Genomic DNA, 18,191 nt, shown 5'->3' on the forward strand with positions numbered 1-18,191 from the left:
CTTACTCTTCCGTTACCTGTACCTTCAAGGTTGCCTTCACTTCAGGGTGAACCTTGACAGTTACTTGTGTTACGCCGAGTGTACGAATAGGCTCGTCCAGCTCAATTTTGCGTTTGTCTACTTTCAGACCCTTTTTAGACAAAGCTTCTGCGATCTGTTTGCTGGTAATGGCGCCGAACAGACGACCACCTTCGCCGGACTTCGCTTTCAGTTCAGTCACTTCTGCTTCCAACTTTTTCGCAAGTGCTTCCGCTTCCGCTTTCTCTTCCTGTTTGAGTCTTTCCTCAGCCGCCTTCTGGTTGTCCAGTGTTTTCATGTTGCCGTCCGTTGCCAGACGTGCGATTCCCCGTGGCAATAAGAAGTTCTGTGCGTAACCCTCAGATACTTCTTTCACTTGCCCTTTCTTGCCTTGACCCTTCATATCTTTTATAAAAATGACTTTCATTCGAACAGCCCCTCTTCCTTTTCGATTTCAGCCAGTACGTTCGTCAGCCGTTTTTCTGCCTCTCCAAGCGTTCCTTCAAGCTGCACGGCAGCATTCGTCAAATGTCCGCCACCGCCCAGTCGTTCCATGACAACCTGAACATTCATGCGCCCCAGCGATCTCGCGCTGATGCCAATGAGTCCATCCGGACGCTCGCTTATAACAAATGAAGCGACCACGTCAGTCATGTTCAGCAATGTGTCCGCCACCTGGGCGATCATCATCTGTGAAATCTTGCTGCCAGGGTCTGTGACCGCCAGCGCAATGTTTCCATATACCATTTTAGCATGCTTTATGATTTCTGCCTTAGCAATATATTCTGACAGATCCTCTTTCATCAACCGCTGGATCATAATGGTGTCCGCACCGCTACGGCGCAGGAAGCCTGCCGCTTCGAACGTTCTGGACCCCGTGTGCAGTGCAAAATGCTTCGTATCTACCGTAATTCCGGCAAGTAGAGCCGTAGCTTCCAGCGGAGTGAATTGTACCTTATCATGAATGTATTGCAAGAGTTCGGTTACCAATTCGGCAGCAGAGGACGCATAAGGTTCCAGATAGATCAACACTGCGTCATTGATGAACTCTTCACCCCGGCGATGGTGATCCACAACGACGACACGGGTAGCAGACTGTACCAGTTTTGGCTCCATGGTCATGGAGGCCTTATGAGTATCCACTACCACCAGCAACGTGTGCTCGGTCATCATCTGGGTTGCTTGTTCCGGTGATACAAATGCTTTGGACAACTTCTCGTCCTTATTCACTTGCTCCATCATGCGTTCAATCGATGGATTAATTCCATCCAGAACAATCCGTGCTTCCACATTATACAGACTGGCCGCTTTCCACACTCCGATGGATGCGCCGATCGCGTCCATATCCGGAATTTTGTGCCCCATGATGAGCACCCGATCGCTCTCCTGCATAAGATCACGCAGCGCGTGCGCAATAACGCGGGCTCTTACCCGTGTGCGTTTCTCCACTGCGTTAGACTTACCGCCATAGAAAGACAGGCGTTGTCCGGACTTCACGGCAGCCTGATCACCACCACGTCCAAGCGCCATGTCCAGACTGGACTGTGCCAGTTCTCCCATCTCGCTGATGCTATCCGATCCAAACGCCAGTCCAACACTGAGTGTCATTGGCACTTTGAGATCAGCAGTCATCTCACGAACTTCATCCAAAATGACAAATCGGCTCTGCTCCAGTTCCTGCAAAGACTTATGATTCAGCATCAACAGATAACGATCAGAAGACAGACGGCGCAGGTACACTTCGTACCGCTTGGCCCAAGACGTAATTTCGCTGGTCACTCGGGCAATCAGTGCTGTACGCTGTTGATCGTCCATGCCTTGGGCAGCCTCGTCCAGATTATCCAGAACGAGAATTCCCAATGCAAGGCGTTCATTTTCATATTTATCACGAAGAATGGCTAGCTCCGTAATCTCGTATACATATACATACCGCTCCTGCGGGTTATGAATAACTCCATAATGTCGATCATCCAACTGGAATTCGTCATGCAACTCCTTGGATGAATGTTCCTTCGTCCCATCCTTCTTCTCTTTAGGCTGAGGAAGTTTAGGAAACATATTAAGTAGCGGATTACCCACCATTGTCTTCTCCTGGAACATCTCCGCGACAAAGCGGTTATGCCACTCTACCGTACGATCTTCGCTGTACAGCACAATTCCGAATGGAAGCATGCTGACCGCTTCCCCCTCCATCCGTTTGATCCGAATAGATAGGCCATTAATGTAGTCGTTAAGCTCACGGCGGAACGCGAGCTCCGCCTTAATCATGACGATTCCCAGCGCCGAAGCCAGTATCAGACTAATCAAACCAAGCGTCCAGTTATAAATGGTAACGAACATAACGAGCAACAGCAGCAGTATGAACGCCCATACGGTATAGTAGCCGTGCCAGCGTTTCTTCAGAAATTTAGGCATGACTCATCACCCTATCGTTTTGATTTCGATATTGCCTCACGAAGCGGGAACGCCAGATCGATAATTCCGATAATCCGAAGCGGGCCAATGAAGAAGACCGCAGCCGCCAGGAAATATGGTATAACCGGATTCCATTTCTTTGTATGTGAGAGAAAGAAGAAGAAACCGATCGCTTGAATCATGAAGCCCAGATTAATTAACGGGGACAGATTCATGGCAATCATGGTCCAGTATGTTCCATCACTTTGTCTGGAGATCACTTCGATCAAGAGAGCAAGGAAATAATACCAGATCAATGCACGCGGCATACGCCATTCTCTCGCTGGTGGAAGCTTCGATACCACCACACCCATCACGTTCAGAATTGGACGAGCTATGGCGTGTGTAATAAAGGCCATTACCATCGATGTGACAACGAGAGCAAACGGAATCATAAGCTGTGTTTGTTTGGCAACATCCTCGGTCATCTCAGGTGTCCATGCAAACCCGTTGATCATCTGATTCGATGTATTGGTTAACGGTTCAATGGTCAATTTGACGACATCTTCAATATAACTGGACAGGTCGAATTGAAAAATGACACTGCCCACTAAGAGCAACAACAAGTATTCTGCCAACATCATGCCACTTCCCGCCATCAGAGCGAACAGGGCTGATTTGCGTGTTTTATACGCGTGACCCATCACGATCGCAGGCAGGGTGAAGATGAGCAATAGTAACAGATAGATGGGGTGGAATACGACCAAAATAACGGCTACGGGCACGAGATGCCATATAAATGATTTTAAAGATAATGAAGCATACAAAATAACTCCCGGAATCATCATAAAAAATATGGCAAGTACCGATAAAGGAGTTAACAGCGAAAGTAGCAAGAGCAGATAGACTGCGCTCCAAACAGCTGATTTAAAGCTAAATTTCAACAAATTCACCTCTTACGCATATGATCTTCTAGCGCGGAAATATCCTGGTACCAGTCTTCAAGCTGGTGACCTTCCTGTTTATGCTTTTTCAACTTCTCAACTAGCAGTGCATCCAGATCCTTGAAAGGAATACCGAGCCTGCGGCCCAATATGTAACTACTCATAATCAAACTGGCAAGACTGTCCCCGATTCGAGTTGTACTGCCTTCCCATAACGCCTTGAATAATCGGGATACCTGATCAAGTACTTCGGTTTTCAGCCATTCAATCACTTTAGCGCGTTTGGCTACATCCAGTTCTTTAGGCATTTGGCGAAAGTCACTCTCCCCCGAAAAAGCTTTATTCTCGATTATAGCATAAAAAGAGGGCCCGCAAAATTACCCCAAAAAGCGGAGAAGTTCTCCGAAACTGATGTCAGGTACTTATGCGGAGTCCTCCGTACATCCTAGCGACCTATATATTTGTAAAAAACTTCGAATGCGTCCCTAGTTCAGGACTTCTTAAGTTTAACATGATACCGGACGGCTGTGATTATCCCTAATGACACAATAATGTTTAAATTCGTAACCACCTTACTTAGCCTTGATCGATTCTTTGGCTACAATGCCCTCACAGTACTCAATAATCTGACTCCGTCTGACAATACCAATGAACCGATCCATATCATCGACCACAGGAACAAAGTTCTGAACTTTAGCCAGATTAATCAGGTCCTCCATGTTGGCGTCAATGGATACGGGTTTAATATCCAAGCGAAGTGGAACGTCCTTGAGCAAGAACTTTGAAGCGTTTTCAAATGAAATCTTTCCCTCGGCATTCTTCATATACCATAGTAAGTCGCCTTCGGTAACCGTACCAATATATTTGCCCTCTTTATTCAAAATGGGTACCGCCGTAAAACGATGATATTCCATCCGTTCCAACGTTTGCCGCAGCGTAGAATCCGACGTCACGCACGTAACCTCTTGTTTGGGTAGCAAAAAAAATGCGATGTTCATACCCTTGTATATCCTCCTTGTGAATTTCTTCGTTCAACTTATCTCGCTCAACTTATATTATACGGATCAGAACGCAGGATGTTCCAAAAGGATAATAGTTCTCACTACAAAGAAAAAAAACAGCAGCCCGCGAATAAACGTACTGCTGATTGTGGTCTACAACACATCATTGGTATGGAATTGGTTATTCAATCTTTTGCCGGTCAGGGATCATTACTTCACCGGCTGGGGTCGATTGATCCATCCAGTTGTTAATCAGCTCTTTGGCATATTGGACATCTTTCTCGTCAGCCTGACCATAATAGATACCGTCTTTTTTCATCCCCTCACCCAAAATGGTGAAGCTTGAGATCTGCGGTTTCTCCTGAGTAAGCACTTGTTTAGCCAGATCAATAATGAAAGAAGCTCGCATATCTGTCTGGAAGCTGTCTCCCATGATCTGAATCAATTCCGGGATTTTGGCGATTTGATTCAAATTCAGCATTTCATTCGCCATCGCGTTGAGGAATATCTGCTGCCGCTTGGTACGATTAAAATCGCTATCCTCACGGTATCTTACATAGTACAGTGCTTCCTGCCCGTCATAGATCGGCTTACCGCCTTCAATCGTGAATTGCACATGATCCGGGTTTTTGTTCACAATGTCCTCATCAATTGGCAGTTTTACACCACCAAGCGCATCAACCACTTTTTTGATTCCGTCGAAGTTGATCGTTGCATAATAACCCACATCAGCATCAAGAAATTTCTCCACCGTATTGATGGACATATTCTCCCCACCAAAAGCATAGGCATGCGCCAGCTTATCATAATCATCTTCGCCGTCCTTGTTCGCGTCCCGTCCTACAATCTGCACATACGTATCACGTGGAATGGATACCAGAAGCACACGGGATTCCTTGGGACGTACTACAGCATAGATAACGGTATCCGAACGTCCACGCGTTTTTTCATAGGCGCGTTTGTCCGAACCGAGCAGTAATACGGAAAATGGTTCCTTACGGTATACCGTTGGATCAGGCGTGTTATTACCTTCTTGCGGTACATAAGAGCGGGATAGCTGATCTTCTACCGAACCGGCGAGAAACAGATCAAATGCCGCTACAGCCAGTTGCTGACGGAACAAATAACCTCCGATTAACAAAACAACAAGTGAAACGAGCGTTATATATAGGCCTTTTCTTCTTTTCTTCTTCTTATCTTTAGTTCTGCTTTTCATCCATTGATTCCTTCTTCACTATCAAAATGATAATCCATAATACCAATTAAACGTCTGGGATGACTTGTGACTCGGTGTTCTCTGAAGTTTTCTCTCTCTGGAATCAAGACACCGCTTACGCTCGTTCTATTGTAATCATTGCAGGAGCAAGAAAAGTTACAATCCGGTTAAATTGAAAAGAACAGCGACTCCTTTTTAGCTACAAAAGGTACACTGTTCTCTTCATTTCCAACATTATTAAATCAGTTTGTGGATACACCTTCCACATGATGACTCTTCTCTTTTTGACGCAGACGTCCCGTTATAAGCGCAGCTACCAGCGTAAGCACGCTGAATACCACCGCAGACCAGAAAAGGCCATTATAACCCTGCCCTGTCGTTTGATGCACTGCCTGGAGCAACACCTCACGGATGCCTTCATCAGGAATCTGGGACAGGCCCTCTGTCAGACTGGAGACATCACTCCCTGCTGCCCCTCCCGAGGCATATTGTTGCAGCATCTCGGGCGGCACCTGAATTCCTTTGTCAGCTAATCCTGCCTGAATGTTGGATCCCAGATTAATGAAAGAACGTGCCAGGAATCCGGCAAAAATGGTAGGTGCAATAGCCATAGCCATCTGGCGGAATAACGAGCTGGTCGCTACTGCGATGCCTTTATTGTTCTCACCGGCCTGTTCCGTGACAAGTACATTAACTGGCGCACCAAGCATCATACCGAAGCCAATACCTACGAGTGTACTCGCAATGACAAATTGCCAGATATGCTCCACCCATAGCGGGAACAGCAGGAATCCAATCGCAGATAGCAGCCCCGCAACCGATAACGTCCAGATTGGCCCTTTGCGGTCTACGAGGTATCCACCTCCACCTGCCCCGATGCCGGATGCCAGCGCGAGCGGAGTAAACCAGTACCCGGAAGCTGTATTGGATACGCCAAGATATTGTTCAACAAATCCGGGAATAAAGATCACCGAGGCCAGAATGGCTCCGGAGAAAAAGGCAATCAACAGCGTCCAGCGAAAGGACGCAATGCCCAGAAGTTGTGTCGATACAACAGGTTCACGTTCAGATCCTTCCAGCCTTTTTTCCATGAAGTAAAAGAGTACCAGAATAATCACACCTGCCAAGAAGAAACCGTAGAACATCGGTGATCCCAGGCTTTGAAGCATGTTCACACCGTCCAGATTGCTGAAGCTATACATTAAACTGAGTACACCCAACGTTAGGACAGCAATACCGCTCCAGTCCACTGCTGCACGATTCAGTTCCTGTTCTTCCTGAATAAATCGAATACCTGCAATGAATAGCAGAATGGCGATAGGTACATTGATCAGGAATAACCAATGCCAGTTGCCCGTAAGATCCAGTATAAAAGCACCGACATTAGGTCCCAAAATAGCGGCAACACCATTCATACCTCCGAGCAGACCCAAAGCTGTACCCTGACGCTCCGCCGGGAACTTGCTTAATACGTATGAGCTGGCGATGATAAATATCCCTCCACCGCCCAGAGCTTGAATGACACGAGCGATCAGGAAAAAGGTAAACGATGTGCTCAACGCAACGAGCAGGGACCCGATCCCAAACAACGCCACTTCAATCAAAAATAGTTTCTTGCGACCATAACGGTCCGACAGTTTGCCTGCAATAGGTACACTCACCGCAAGCCCAAGCGTGTAAAGCGTAATCGTCCATGCTCCCCATGTTGGCGACACACCAAATGATGCATTTAAGGTGGTCAGTGAAGAGGTGATGATCCCGTTATCCAGCGCAGCCATAAATACCCCTATGGCAAACAGGATTAGCGGCCATTTCATTTGTTTTTGCATCACATATTACCTCCCGATCAGATCGTAAATTCAGTATCGTACAGTTGGTTTGGTACATATATATTAAACTGAATTGAATAATAATGACTCACTGGTCATTTTAAAACAAAAGAAAACCATATGTCAATTTAATAATATGATTATATGGATCAATTTACCTCTGATTCGATAAAATAGAGCTACCACATGTTCAGTTGAACTTGCGGACAGCCCTCATATCTTATCTAACGTACTAACGCTTGCGTAATGCTTCAATAATCTGGTCTGACTTGGTTTCCCGAAAATCCATAGTTGAATAACTTCCGAGTCTCCACAAAACGCCCTTCACGAGTATCTGTTCCAAATACAACTGATATCAGTCTTTTGCCATCACGTTCAGCTGTCCCCACAAAATGATATCCGGAATCTTCATCATACCCGGTCTTTAATCCGTCATTCCCATCGTAAGCATACGGCCCACCAATAGAGGACAACATCCAGTTCGTGTTACTCATGTACATCCCTTTTTGATGCATTGATACTTGCATTTGACTGGAAATTCTTAAAATCTCGGGATGGTTATTCAGCAGATATCGCGCGAGCTTGCATGCATCTATAGCCGTCATTAAGGTCTGCCCTTGTATTTCCATCGGACGGTTAGGACCAAGCAGCTTTTCACTGAGGCCCGTTGAATTCGTGAATTGTGTATCCTCAGACAGCCCAATCTGAGTTGCTTTCTGATTCATCTGTTGCACGAACTTCTGCTCTGTACCACTGATATGTTCAGCCAGAGCAACCGCTGCATCATTGGCTGAATAGACAGCTACGATCTCGAACAACTCCTGAACGGTGAATTGCTCTCCCTGTTTCAGGGTCAGTTGACTGCCCCCCACGGAGCTGGCATACAGGCTCACATTAACAAGATCATTCCAGCCTATCTCACCATTGATCACGGCCTCCATTACTAACAGTTCTGTCATCAACTTACTGACGCCTGCCGGAGCAATCTCTTCGGAGCCGTTAAAATCCATTAAGATCTGTTCAGAGTTCATATCCATTAATACCGCAGATTCAGCTTTAATTCCCGGTTTGCCTACCAGCATGTCCGGTTTCACACCCAAATATATAATAAGCAAGAGAGCTAGCAGCATACCTGCCCGTTTCCACCATTTTCTCATAAGATGATCACCTCTTACCTATATAGACGAAGTAAAGAGGCATTTTGTCTGCACTTTTTTGAAAAAAAGTTAAATTTTTTTTATTTTTTGGTTACAAAAAAAACATGAACCCCATACACCCATGCCAGAGTGTACAGAATCCATGTTTTTAAAGACACTTTTTATTCATTTTCCCAGGAGAATTCTTCTTTGATAATTTAGCAACCGACTTCTTAAAGGACCCCAATCCTAACAGCTGCTAATTTAAGAATGTGTTACTCAGCTACAACTGCTTTGTCTGCATTAACTTGCAGGTCGCTCAGGTAAACGCCTGTTCCATCACCAATCGCATAGTTCATTACACGTTTGTTAACGGGTGCTACAACTGCACGATACAGTGTAGGGAATACAGGAACTTCATCTACCATGTATTGCTGCCATTGATTGTAGATCTCTTTACGCTTGTCTACATCAAATGCTTCAGCAGAGATACCTTGTGCCAGCAATTTGTCATTCTCTTCGCTGGAGAATCTGGAGAAGTTGTAGAGTGCATCGCGGCCATATAGACCAGATGGATCTACGTCAATACCAACGCCCCATGCGGCTTGATACACATCAATGTTCGGATCATCTTTACCTGTGTTACCTACACGGTCATAGAAGCTGTTGAACTCAACCATTTCCAGGTTTACTTTCAAACCAATAGCTGCCCATGATTGAACATAATAACGAGCCAATGGTTCAGCTGTGTCGCCACCAGTCATGGATACAAAGTTGATTTCGAGTGGTGTTCCATCCGGATTCGTACGGAATTCACCATCCAGTTTGTAACCAGCTTCGTCGAGCAATGCTTTCGCTGCTTCTGGATCATATGCTACACCCGGATTGTTGGAATCATGGAATTCTGGGTGAGACGGTGGAATCAAGGTTGTTGCATTCCAACGCAGGCCATTATAGAAACGTTTACCTACTTGATCGTTATCTACAGCCATCCACATTGCTTTACGCAAGTTTTTGTCGCCCATTTTTGCTTCGGCATTGCTTACAACTTTTCCGTTCTCTTCATCCCACGTACCCAGTTTGAAACCGATGTACGTATAAGCACGATCGATTGCGCCCAGGAATTCTACGTTGGACAGGTTTGCATTGTCTTTATATTGATCTGTCGGGAATGCATCCACGAGGTCTACCCCGCCAGATTTCAGTTCTTGAACAACCGTTGTCGGGTTGATAACTTTCAGAGTCACTTTGTCCAGTTTTGGAGCTCCACGCCAGTAGTCTTCGTTTTTAACATAAGTTACAGACTCACCCGGAGTGATGACATCCACTTTAAATGGACCAAAACCAATTGGTTTTTCACGTACTTCTTTGGAAGAAGACATTTTGGCTACATCCATATCTCCGAAGATATGTTTAGCCAGTGGATACGTCCATACGCCACCTGTCAGCAGGGACGGAGTAGATTCTTTATACGTAATGCTGATTTGTTTGTCGCTCAGCACTTTAATACCAGAGATTGTTTTTGCTTTTCCAGCATGATACTCGTCCATACCTACGACACTAGTGAAGTTGGAGTCGTAGCGTGGACCATCATACGCTTTGTTACCGATCACTTCATAAGCAAACTGCAGATCTTCAGCCGTTACCGGCTTGCCATCATGCCAGTTCACATTGTCACGAATGGTCAGTGTGAACGTTTTGCCATCTTCAGATGTCTCATATGTTGCTGCACCATCGTTGGTGTACACATAGTCTTTGTCCCATGTAAGCAATGCCTCATCAAACCATTGCAGTACCTGAACATCTGGGTTACCGGAATAGAAGTTGTAGTTCAGTGTACCTTCAAAAGCAGTATCCGATACAAGTCCGAATGTAATCGATCCACCCTCGATCGCAGTACCCTCATTCGTTTTGACATTGTTGAAGTCTTCAATGGAGTAAACGCCCTCTTCATTAGCAGGTTTTTCCTCCGTTTTTCCCTCTTCTGTGTTGGAAGCTGGAGCTGGAGTAGCTGCTTCTTTCTCAGAGCACGCTGCGAGCACCAATACAAAGACCAACATCATCGTGAAAAATAGTCCCCGTGAAAATAATCCCTTTTTCATGAACCTTTCCTCCCTTTTTTTAACCTCTTCTTTGTCTTGCATCAGTCGCACGCTTTAGGGCTTGACCGACATTATTTATACTCAACATCAATACCAGAATCAGTACCGATGCGGGTAGCCATATCCACCATCTGGATTCCAGGGTTTGCGGATTACGTGCATAACTTACGAGTGTTCCAAGACTAGGCGTACTTTCGGGAAAACCAAACCCTAGGAAAGACAGCCCGGATTCGAGGCCAATGTTGGCAGCGAGATTCAATGTCATCGTTACGATGATAATGGAGCTCAGATTCGGAAGAACCTGTGAGAGCATAATCTTCAGATGAGAAGAGCCCAATGTTTTTGAAGCTTTTACATAATCCAGTTCCCGTTCCTGTAATGCTTTGGAGCGAATCAATCTGGCGATACCCATCCAGAGAAATGCCGTCATGATAAGAGAGAACGAGATGATATTGTATTTCGGTACTGCCGTAACAAACGCGATAACAATCATCAACATCGGAAGGATCATGAAGAAATCAACAACACGCATAAACAGGTTGTCTATCATTCCACCGAAATAACCGGATAAAAGGCCAATTAAGATACCTATGAAGCCAGTCATTAACGTTACGATAATTCCAATGGTCAGGGAGTTACGTGTACCGATCACTAGTTGGCCAAATACATCACGACCTCCATAGTCCGTTCCAAGCCAATATTTCGCGGATGGTGGTTCATATAAGGCAAACAGATCCACGCGCACGATATCATCCTGATTCAGAATGAGAGACGTGCCATATACCAGCAACATGACCAAGCCCAAGAAAATGAGCGAGATTAGTGCCACCTTATCTCTGACAAGCTCCCTCCATAAAATACTCAAGCTGGAGGGGCTTTTATCAACCTTTTGTGAAGTTACAACTACCTCGTTGGCCTTGCTCATCTTGTTTTCACCCCGAAATCTTCAAGTTCTTACTTGATCCGTATACGTGGATCTACAATTCCCAGAATTATGTCAGACAGCAATGCCCCGAGAATGGAAGCTACGCCATACAACAATACGAGTGCAGTCACAACGCTGAAATCACGCAATGAGATGGAACTCAGGAACAACTGCCCCATACCTGGATAACTGAATATACTTTCGATAAAAACCGTACCTCCGATAAGCCCTGTAATCTCATATCCGAAGAACGCGGCGATAGGTAATAGTGAGTTCCTCAAGATATGCCTGTTGTAGATCCGGGATTCCGAGGCGCCTTTGGCTCTGGCAGTAATAACGAATTCCTTATGCTTGATATCAATGATTTCACTACGCAAATATTGAACAGTAGATACCGTTGTAATCAGTGCCATGGATAGTGCCGGCAATAATAGATGATAGAACTTACTCATTATGTAGCTGAATGTGCCTGGTGTAAGTCCCGGCGCAACGCTACCTCCTGTCGGGAACCAGCCGAAGTGGAATCCGAAGATCCATACCATCACTAGTGCGAAGATGAACAATGGTGCGGCAAACCCCAGATAGGTGTATCCCGTGATCAACCGATCAGACCAGGTATCGTTGTAACGACCACTGATGATACCCAGTGGAATAGCGATCAGGTATGTCAGTACAAGTGTCGCCAGTGCGAGCCAGAATGTGTTTGCTACACGCTGACCGATCAAGTCGGTAACCGGCATTTTGAAACGGAAGGATTGCCCAAAATCACCTTGGACGGCGTTTTTGATCCAGTCCCAATATTGCACGTACCAGGGATTATTCAATCCCAGTCTCTCTCGCTGGGCTTCCAATGCTTTGGGATCAACGCTTGGATCAAGCAATCCGGTTAGCGCGTCGCCCGGCATGGCCTTGGCCATCAGAAAGACCAAAAGACTAAGTAAAAAGATCTGAGGAATCATTATGATAATTCTGCGTACTATCGTTTTCCACATATGGCCTTCAACCTTTCTGAGGTAGAGCTACTCGGTGAGTATCGGAAATGGATTTGAGCGAGTATGCAAGCCCTTCCTCATCAAAGAAATTTCGGTATGAATGTTCATACTCGGATTTGACCTGTTGACGGAAGGCTACCATTTCCTCTCGTTTGGTTGGGTCCATATCCGGAATGGCTGCAATAAGACGTTTGGTATAGATGTGTTGCGGATTCTCAAAAATATCATTTGTTGTGCCCTGTTCCACATATCGACCTTTATACATAATTCCAATCTGATCACACATATGACGAATGATGCCCAGATCGTGACTGATGAACAGATAGGTCAGATTCAGTTCTTTTTGAATTTCCTGCATGAAGTTGAGTACCTGAGCCTGTACCGATACATCGAGTGCAGATACAGGTTCATCCGCGATAATTAGCTTCGGCTTCAGTGCAATAGCCCGTGCAATGCCGATCCGTTGGCGCTGCCCCCCTGAGAATTCATGCGGATATTTGTAGATTGATTCCGGACTTAGACCAACCCTTTCAAGTAATTCTCTTACTTGTCTTTTTTCCTCGGTAGCGGTCAGACGCTCATAGTTACGGAAAGGCTCAGCAATAATATCGATAACCCGCTTTTTTGGATTCAATGATGAATATGGGTCTTGAAAAATCATTTGTACATCCCGCTGGAGCTGCCTGTTCTTACGTCGCTCCGTAGCCAAATTTTTTCCATTAAACAGAATCTTTCCGTCAGTGACATGGTTTAGCCCAATAATGGCTCTGCCTGTTGTTGTCTTACCTGAACCTGATTCGCCAACCAGACCATAGGTCTGTCCTTCTTCAATGGAGAAGCTAACATCATCAACAGCCTTTACACTGCCAATTTCCCGTTTAAGCAATCCACCGCGAATCGGAAAGTGTATCTTGAGCCCTTCTACTTCGAGTAATGCCATTATGTTATTCCTCCTCAGCTTTGGTCAGGGAAATGAAAGTGCTGGTAACAGGTACACCGTACAAAGTGACCTGGTGCAATTTCATGCATCTGTGGGTTCTCTTCATGAGCCGAATCACTAATCCATGGAATTCGGGCTTTGAATCTGCACCCTTTGCGAGGAAGGTTTTTGAGTGATGGTACGATGCCTTGGATGACATGTAATTTGGATCTTTCTTCAGACAGGGTGGGAATAGAGTTCAACAGTGAGCGGGTATATGGATGCTTCGCATCGTTCATCAATGTGAAGATATCTGCGATTTCAACAATTTCGCCTGCATACATTACTGCAACGCGATCAGCCATCTCAGCTACGACACCCAGATCATGTGTAATCAGAATAATGCCTGCGTTAATTTCATTCTTCAGATCACGGATCAGCTCCAGGATCTGTAGTTGAATCGTAACGTCAAGCGCCGTCGTTGGTTCATCGGCTATGAGTAGTTCCGGTTTGTTGGCAATCGCAATGGCGATAACAATTCTCTGTCTCATACCACCAGATAGTTCGTGGGGATACTGCTTGTATATTTGTTCGGGACGTGGAATCCCTACCTGATTCAATAAGTGAATGACCTTTTCTCTCTTCTCTCTGGAAGACAGCTTGGACTGATGAAGTGTGAGAATCTCTTCAATCTGTTCACCAATAATCATTAGAGGATTTAGTGCGGACAATGGGTCCTGAAAAATCATGCCCATTTCTTTGCCTCGTAGCTTGTTTAACTTGCTTGGGGAGATATTGGCAATATCTTGTCCTTTATAGAGAATCTGGCCTTCAATTTTTGCTTTGTTATGCAAACCCATAAGAGAGAATGCAAAAGCACTTTTACCTGACCCGGATTCACCTACTATCGCCAACACTTCATTTTTCTTCACCGTAAGGTTAACGTGATCCACTGCTGCATAATAGTCATCTTCAATTCTGAATGATGTTGTTAGATTTCTGACTTCCAATAGCTCTGTATTCAAATCAATCACCCTAACCCCATAATTTCCGTAGATTGTATTCGTGTGTAGAGAAATGCATCCACTGTATATTTCCAAGTTCTTGAAGATAACGAACAATAGCTTATACAAAATACCAAATTGTTAGGAGAAACAAGTTTAAGAGACTCATATTTAGACCATTGGTCAATTAATGTTGATAATTCCTAGCGGAATTATATATCAAAATAATTAATGTAATCATACGTGTAATTTTAGCTAACGTCAATGCTTATTTTGAGATTTTTGGTATAAATGTTTTTTATAATACAGATTTGGATATTAGTAATACTATAAAGGTATATATCAGAGAATTTGAATGGTATTATTTTGTTTTTTGGCTGTGAGGTGCACATAGGCAATTAGTCAAAATAACATATACATAACATAGTAGTTACATCTAGTGTATGTGTATGCTTTGACTTTAGTAGACATTCTTAATTTGGCGTGAGGTAAATGTTACATATATAAGTGATGATTATAACTCGATCTATAGCTGAATTTTATTTAATCGGAGCCGATATACTACAATCGAAATAATATATGCGATCAAAGTAAGAAATCTAGTTAATCTAGTATAGTTTTATTTATTTGCTAATGTAAAGACCAAATTGTCATCTTTTATCATTTATTTTACAAAAGAAAGAAAAAAGCCCTGCAAAATGCAGAGCTTATCTAATATTTATTCATTTAATTGTATATAAAACAACCTTTTACGGAGAATCAGGAGGTCTTTTACCACGTTTTAACTCATTAATACTCAAGCCAAAATCCATCTGCAAGTGAGGATAGTCTGGAAAGTTTGCCCAATCTCCACCCCAAGTGAAACCTAACTCTTTGGCAAGCTCCACAACTTCCATCCAGTCTGACTTGCCATTGCCGTTATCATCACGTTCCATATCCCACACCACATCACCGTCAGGCGTACTCAGTGCAAAATCAATTGCTAATCCGTAGTTATGATATGACTCACCACCACGCGCATTAGTAACGATATTACCTGCACTTGAGCGTCCTTGGTTGAATAGTGCATCTTGCTCCTCGGAACTTCGGTAGCCGTGGGTGATAACAATCACTATTCCACGTCTCGCTGCCTTACGTACCAATAATTCCTCATTCTCTGCTACCACAGGATGTAGGCCGGTGATTGGCATAGCTTCTTGAATTGTTGTCCCGGGCCACCTGTTATCTATATCACCTTTTTGCTGTAACCATACATATATAATGGAAAGTAAAAGAGTAGCTATAATCCAGGTTTTTAGACTGCTCTTTTTTCTCTGTTTGCCTTTACGTTTTGATGTATTCATATCCACTCCTGGTGTTTATTCTGAAATAAACAGCTATTCCTGCTGCCTGAACCTTTTCAGTAGATTAGACTCTATTATAATTCATTTGAGCCTTGAATGCTTCTATCACCACAGTTGAATTCTTCCATTTGTTAGAGTGGATCTGTTATTTCTATTACTTCTATTCATATATACAAAAAAGCAGCCGGCTATAAGCCGACTGCTTCGTATGCAAGCTGAGTAAAGACTACTCAGTTGTGTATGGCAATAATGCGATTTGACGGGAGCGTTTGATTGCAATCGTCAGCATGCGTTGATATTTAGCGCTAGTACCTGTTACACGGCGTGGCAAAATTTTTCCACGTTCGCTGATAAATTTACGAAGCAAGTCCGTATCTTTATAATCGATGTGAGTAATTTTGTTAGCTGTGAAGAAGCACACTTTACGACGTTTATTACGGCCGCCACGACGTGCCGGTCTTTTATCGTTGTCTCCGCCTTCTCTTTGCTTGAAGCCCATGCTTTTCAGTCCTTTCCTATCATGTAACCCATATCTCCTAAGAGTATCAGTTCATGTTAAAATGGCAAATCATCATCCGATATATCAATCGGTTTTCCGTCATCGGAAAAAGGATCCTGATTGTTGCTACGCGAATTATTGTTATTGTTCGCGCGTCCGCCGCCTCCATAAGAAGGCTCTTCACGCATTGGTTGCCCACCGCCGCCACCGCTATTATCACGGTTAGCTGACTCCAAGAAACGGACATTATCGGCAATGACTTCGGTCACGTATACACGTTTTCCTTCGTTATTCTCGTAGTTCCGTACTTGAATGCGTCCTTCGACTGCAGCCAGGCGTCCTTTGCGCAAGTAGTTCGCACAGGTCTCGGCAAGCTGTCTCCAGGTTACGACCGGAATGAAATCGGCTTCCTTTTCTCCCCCTTGGCTTGTAAACGGTCTGTCCACTGCCAAAGTAAATTGCGTAACTGCTACTCCTGCTGGAGTGTAACGCAACTCAGGATCCCGGGTTAACCGTCCGATCAGAATGACACGGTTCAACAATGTAATCCCCTCCTTCAGAGCGTATTGGTGCGTTAATCACGAGTAGTCTTAAGCAGACTTAACGTCGTTGGTAATGAGATAACGAATTACTTCGTCAGAAATCTTCATGAGACGCTCAAGTTCAGTTACAACTGCTGGTTCAGCAGTGAAATGTACCAGAACATAAAAACCATCACGGAATTTCTTGATCTCATACGCAAGACGGCGTTTACCCATAACGTCGTGAGCTGTAACTTCACCACCGCCGTTGGAGATGATGCCTTGGAATTTATCGACTGTAGCTTGAACAACTTCTTGCTCAATGTCAGGACGAATAATGTACATCACTTCATATTTGCGCATAATTTTCACCTCCTTATGGACTCTGGCCCTCAATCTAGGTTGAGAGCAAGGAACGAGCACAAACTCGAACTATATTAATATAACAAATACCGGGCCAAAGTGCAAGCAAACGTTCCCTGTACATATTGGCACATGATCAGCCTGGCTATGGAGCACACTACAGAAGCAACAAAGTAACATAATCTGCAGAGGAGGTTTTATCATGGGTGAAAAAACCGAGTTTGAACCAGGAGACAAAGCACCAAACGATGGAGAGTACACGGAAGTTGGGGAGAAAAGCTTTGTCACGGAAATTCAGAATCCAAAGCGGGTAACACTGAAAAAAGGTGAAGATTTTCCCGAAACAAGCAATCATAATCGCAAGTGGAAGAAGCTGACCAAGGCCCGCGTCCATTAATCGCAATACTTTTTTGACGATCCATGTATATAAAACGGAATAAAGCACATAATACAATCAGGCGGTGCACGAGAGAGGTGTGGTTCCGTTGGACAACGAAGCCGATCATTCGCTGTTGGAGATTCATCACGTAATTTAAGAAGCAAGTGGTTATGTGTAGTAAGGCCCTTCGTCTGAAGCACGCGTATTGCTACGTGCAGTACACCAAGTTTCTGATTGTTACGACCGATTGTTTCCTAACAAACAAATGCACCGCCGGATAAAGAGCCCTTCGGGGCTCTTTGTTTTTCGTTCGAGTCATTAATGATGCATCTGATATGGATACACGTTTCAATACATATTCAATAAAACGTTATACAAAAAAAGACTTTCCTAATGGAAAGTCTTCTTATCGATCTTTTTATTAAACTCAATGTGTATTGAGTAAGTTACAATTGAAGTGGCGGAAAGGGTGGGATTCGAACCCACGCACGCTGTGACACGCCTAACTGATTTCGAGTCAGCCCCCTTGGGCCTCTTGGGTACCTTTCCGCAGCAATATTGATTATAGCATGATCATTTACAGAACGCAACACTCATACGGAGCCT

The 18,191-nt window shown here is 44.4% G+C and carries 18 protein-coding genes and 1 tRNA gene; 1 reads left to right on the plus strand and 18 read right to left on the minus strand.

Annotation, left to right across the window (positions count from 1 at the left end):
• Position 1: 1 nt before the first annotated feature.
• From rplI to rpsF, 17 genes are all read right to left on the minus strand, one after another.
• Positions 2 to 445 (minus strand): 50S ribosomal protein L9, encoded by a 444-nt coding sequence (gene rplI, locus AC4E8D_RS31715; RefSeq protein WP_036611925.1) that lies wholly within the window; start codon positions 443 to 445, stop codon positions 2 to 4.
• Positions 442 to 2,433 (minus strand): DHH family phosphoesterase, encoded by a 1,992-nt coding sequence (locus tag AC4E8D_RS31720; protein WP_076216655.1) that lies wholly within the window; start codon positions 2,431 to 2,433, stop codon positions 442 to 444. The genes rplI and AC4E8D_RS31720 overlap by 4 nt, the downstream gene beginning before the upstream one ends.
• Before the next feature lie 11 nt (positions 2,434 to 2,444).
• Positions 2,445 to 3,356, minus strand: a complete 912-nt coding sequence (locus tag AC4E8D_RS31725; RefSeq protein WP_036612044.1) for a DUF2232 domain-containing protein — start codon at positions 3,354 to 3,356, stop codon at positions 2,445 to 2,447.
• A 5-nt stretch (positions 3,357 to 3,361) separates the two neighbouring features.
• Entirely contained in the window at positions 3,362 to 3,664 is a 303-nt protein-coding gene (locus tag AC4E8D_RS31730; RefSeq protein WP_017691445.1) for a MazG-like family protein, read from the minus strand.
• A 264-nt stretch (positions 3,665 to 3,928) separates the two neighbouring features.
• Entirely contained in the window at positions 3,929 to 4,354 is a 426-nt protein-coding gene (locus AC4E8D_RS31735) for a CBS domain-containing protein (RefSeq protein ID WP_091035263.1), read from the minus strand.
• 184 nt (positions 4,355 to 4,538) lie between these two features.
• Entirely contained in the window at positions 4,539 to 5,573 is a 1,035-nt protein-coding gene (locus AC4E8D_RS31740) for an LCP family protein (RefSeq protein ID WP_036671869.1), read from the minus strand.
• Between the two features lie 242 nt (positions 5,574 to 5,815).
• Complete coding sequence (locus AC4E8D_RS31745; RefSeq protein WP_221820223.1) at positions 5,816 to 7,402, minus strand: MFS transporter; 1,587 nt, start codon at positions 7,400 to 7,402, stop codon at positions 5,816 to 5,818.
• Between the two features lie 251 nt (positions 7,403 to 7,653).
• Positions 7,654 to 8,559, minus strand: a complete 906-nt coding sequence (locus tag AC4E8D_RS31750) for a D-alanyl-D-alanine carboxypeptidase family protein (RefSeq protein ID WP_339306316.1) — start codon at positions 8,557 to 8,559, stop codon at positions 7,654 to 7,656.
• 254 nt (positions 8,560 to 8,813) lie between these two features.
• Entirely contained in the window at positions 8,814 to 10,640 is a 1,827-nt protein-coding gene (locus tag AC4E8D_RS31755; RefSeq protein WP_221820227.1) for an oligopeptide ABC transporter substrate-binding protein, read from the minus strand.
• Between the two features lie 19 nt (positions 10,641 to 10,659).
• The gene (locus tag AC4E8D_RS31760) at positions 10,660 to 11,565 is read right to left on the minus strand and encodes an ABC transporter permease (RefSeq protein WP_036611941.1); all 906 of its coding nucleotides are present in this window, start codon (positions 11,563 to 11,565) and stop codon (positions 10,660 to 10,662) included.
• 29 nt (positions 11,566 to 11,594) lie between these two features.
• On the minus strand, positions 11,595 to 12,557 hold the full coding sequence (gene opp4B / locus AC4E8D_RS31765) for an oligopeptide ABC transporter permease (protein WP_221820232.1): 963 nt from the start codon (positions 12,555 to 12,557) through the stop codon (positions 11,595 to 11,597).
• Positions 12,558 to 12,564: 7 nt separating this feature from the next.
• Entirely contained in the window at positions 12,565 to 13,497 is a 933-nt protein-coding gene (locus tag AC4E8D_RS31770; protein ID WP_260632670.1) for an ABC transporter ATP-binding protein, read from the minus strand.
• Between the two features lie 14 nt (positions 13,498 to 13,511).
• Entirely contained in the window at positions 13,512 to 14,501 is a 990-nt protein-coding gene (locus tag AC4E8D_RS31775) for an ABC transporter ATP-binding protein (RefSeq protein WP_339180906.1), read from the minus strand.
• Positions 14,502 to 15,229: 728 nt separating this feature from the next.
• Complete coding sequence (locus tag AC4E8D_RS31780; RefSeq protein ID WP_339180908.1) at positions 15,230 to 15,823, minus strand: M15 family metallopeptidase; 594 nt, start codon at positions 15,821 to 15,823, stop codon at positions 15,230 to 15,232.
• A gap of 226 nt (positions 15,824 to 16,049) precedes the next feature.
• Positions 16,050 to 16,322: a 30S ribosomal protein S18 gene (rpsR, locus tag AC4E8D_RS31785; RefSeq protein WP_017691433.1), complete on the minus strand. Its 273-nt coding sequence runs from the start codon at positions 16,320 to 16,322 to the stop codon at positions 16,050 to 16,052.
• 56 nt (positions 16,323 to 16,378) lie between these two features.
• Positions 16,379 to 16,864 carry a single-stranded DNA-binding protein gene (ssb, locus tag AC4E8D_RS31790; protein ID WP_017691432.1) on the minus strand — a complete coding sequence of 162 codons (486 nt, stop codon included), beginning with the start codon at positions 16,862 to 16,864 and terminating at the stop codon, positions 16,379 to 16,381.
• Positions 16,865 to 16,912: 48 nt separating this feature from the next.
• Positions 16,913 to 17,206: a 30S ribosomal protein S6 gene (gene rpsF, locus AC4E8D_RS31795; RefSeq protein WP_036611944.1), complete on the minus strand. Its 294-nt coding sequence runs from the start codon at positions 17,204 to 17,206 to the stop codon at positions 16,913 to 16,915.
• Between the two features lie 202 nt (positions 17,207 to 17,408).
• Between rpsF and AC4E8D_RS31800 the strand changes: the two genes are divergently transcribed.
• Positions 17,409 to 17,603: a YjzC family protein gene (locus AC4E8D_RS31800; protein WP_221820238.1), complete on the plus strand. Its 195-nt coding sequence runs from the start codon at positions 17,409 to 17,411 to the stop codon at positions 17,601 to 17,603.
• A 440-nt stretch (positions 17,604 to 18,043) separates the two neighbouring features.
• Here the strand turns inward: AC4E8D_RS31800 and AC4E8D_RS31805 are convergent.
• Positions 18,044 to 18,134 (minus strand) — tRNA-Ser (locus AC4E8D_RS31805).
• Positions 18,135 to 18,191: the final 57 nt, after the last annotated feature.

It is taken from the genome of Paenibacillus sp. SRL342, assembly GCF_984798905.1.

Coding starts and splice junctions, on each gene's coding strand:
- AC4E8D_RS31770 (WP_260632670.1), bottom strand. CDS start 13,497: ATGGCATTACTCGAAGTAGAAGGGCTCAAGATACACTTTCCGATTCGC.
- rpsF (WP_036611944.1), bottom strand. CDS start 17,206: ATGCGCAAATATGAAGTGATGTACATTATTCGTCCTGACATTGAGCAA.
- rpsR (WP_017691433.1), bottom strand. CDS start 16,322: ATGGGCTTCAAGCAAAGAGAAGGCGGAGACAACGATAAAAGACCGGCA.
- rplI (WP_036611925.1), bottom strand. CDS start 445: ATGAAAGTCATTTTTATAAAAGATATGAAGGGTCAAGGCAAGAAAGGG.
- AC4E8D_RS31735 (WP_091035263.1), bottom strand. CDS start 4,354: ATGAACATCGCATTTTTTTTGCTACCCAAACAAGAGGTTACGTGCGTG.
- AC4E8D_RS31730 (WP_017691445.1), bottom strand. CDS start 3,664: ATGCCTAAAGAACTGGATGTAGCCAAACGCGCTAAAGTGATTGAATGG.
- AC4E8D_RS31755 (WP_221820227.1), bottom strand. CDS start 10,640: ATGAAAAAGGGATTATTTTCACGGGGACTATTTTTCACGATGATGTTG.
- opp4B (WP_221820232.1), bottom strand. CDS start 12,557: ATGTGGAAAACGATAGTACGCAGAATTATCATAATGATTCCTCAGATC.
- AC4E8D_RS31760 (WP_036611941.1), bottom strand. CDS start 11,565: ATGAGCAAGGCCAACGAGGTAGTTGTAACTTCACAAAAGGTTGATAAA.
- AC4E8D_RS31780 (WP_339180908.1), bottom strand. CDS start 15,823: ATGAATACATCAAAACGTAAAGGCAAACAGAGAAAAAAGAGCAGTCTA.
- AC4E8D_RS31720 (WP_076216655.1), bottom strand. CDS start 2,433: ATGCCTAAATTTCTGAAGAAACGCTGGCACGGCTACTATACCGTATGG.
- AC4E8D_RS31745 (WP_221820223.1), bottom strand. CDS start 7,402: ATGCAAAAACAAATGAAATGGCCGCTAATCCTGTTTGCCATAGGGGTA.
- AC4E8D_RS31740 (WP_036671869.1), bottom strand. CDS start 5,573: ATGAAAAGCAGAACTAAAGATAAGAAGAAGAAAAGAAGAAAAGGCCTA.
- AC4E8D_RS31750 (WP_339306316.1), bottom strand. CDS start 8,559: ATGAGAAAATGGTGGAAACGGGCAGGTATGCTGCTAGCTCTCTTGCTT.
- AC4E8D_RS31800 (WP_221820238.1), top strand. CDS start 17,409: ATGGGTGAAAAAACCGAGTTTGAACCAGGAGACAAAGCACCAAACGAT.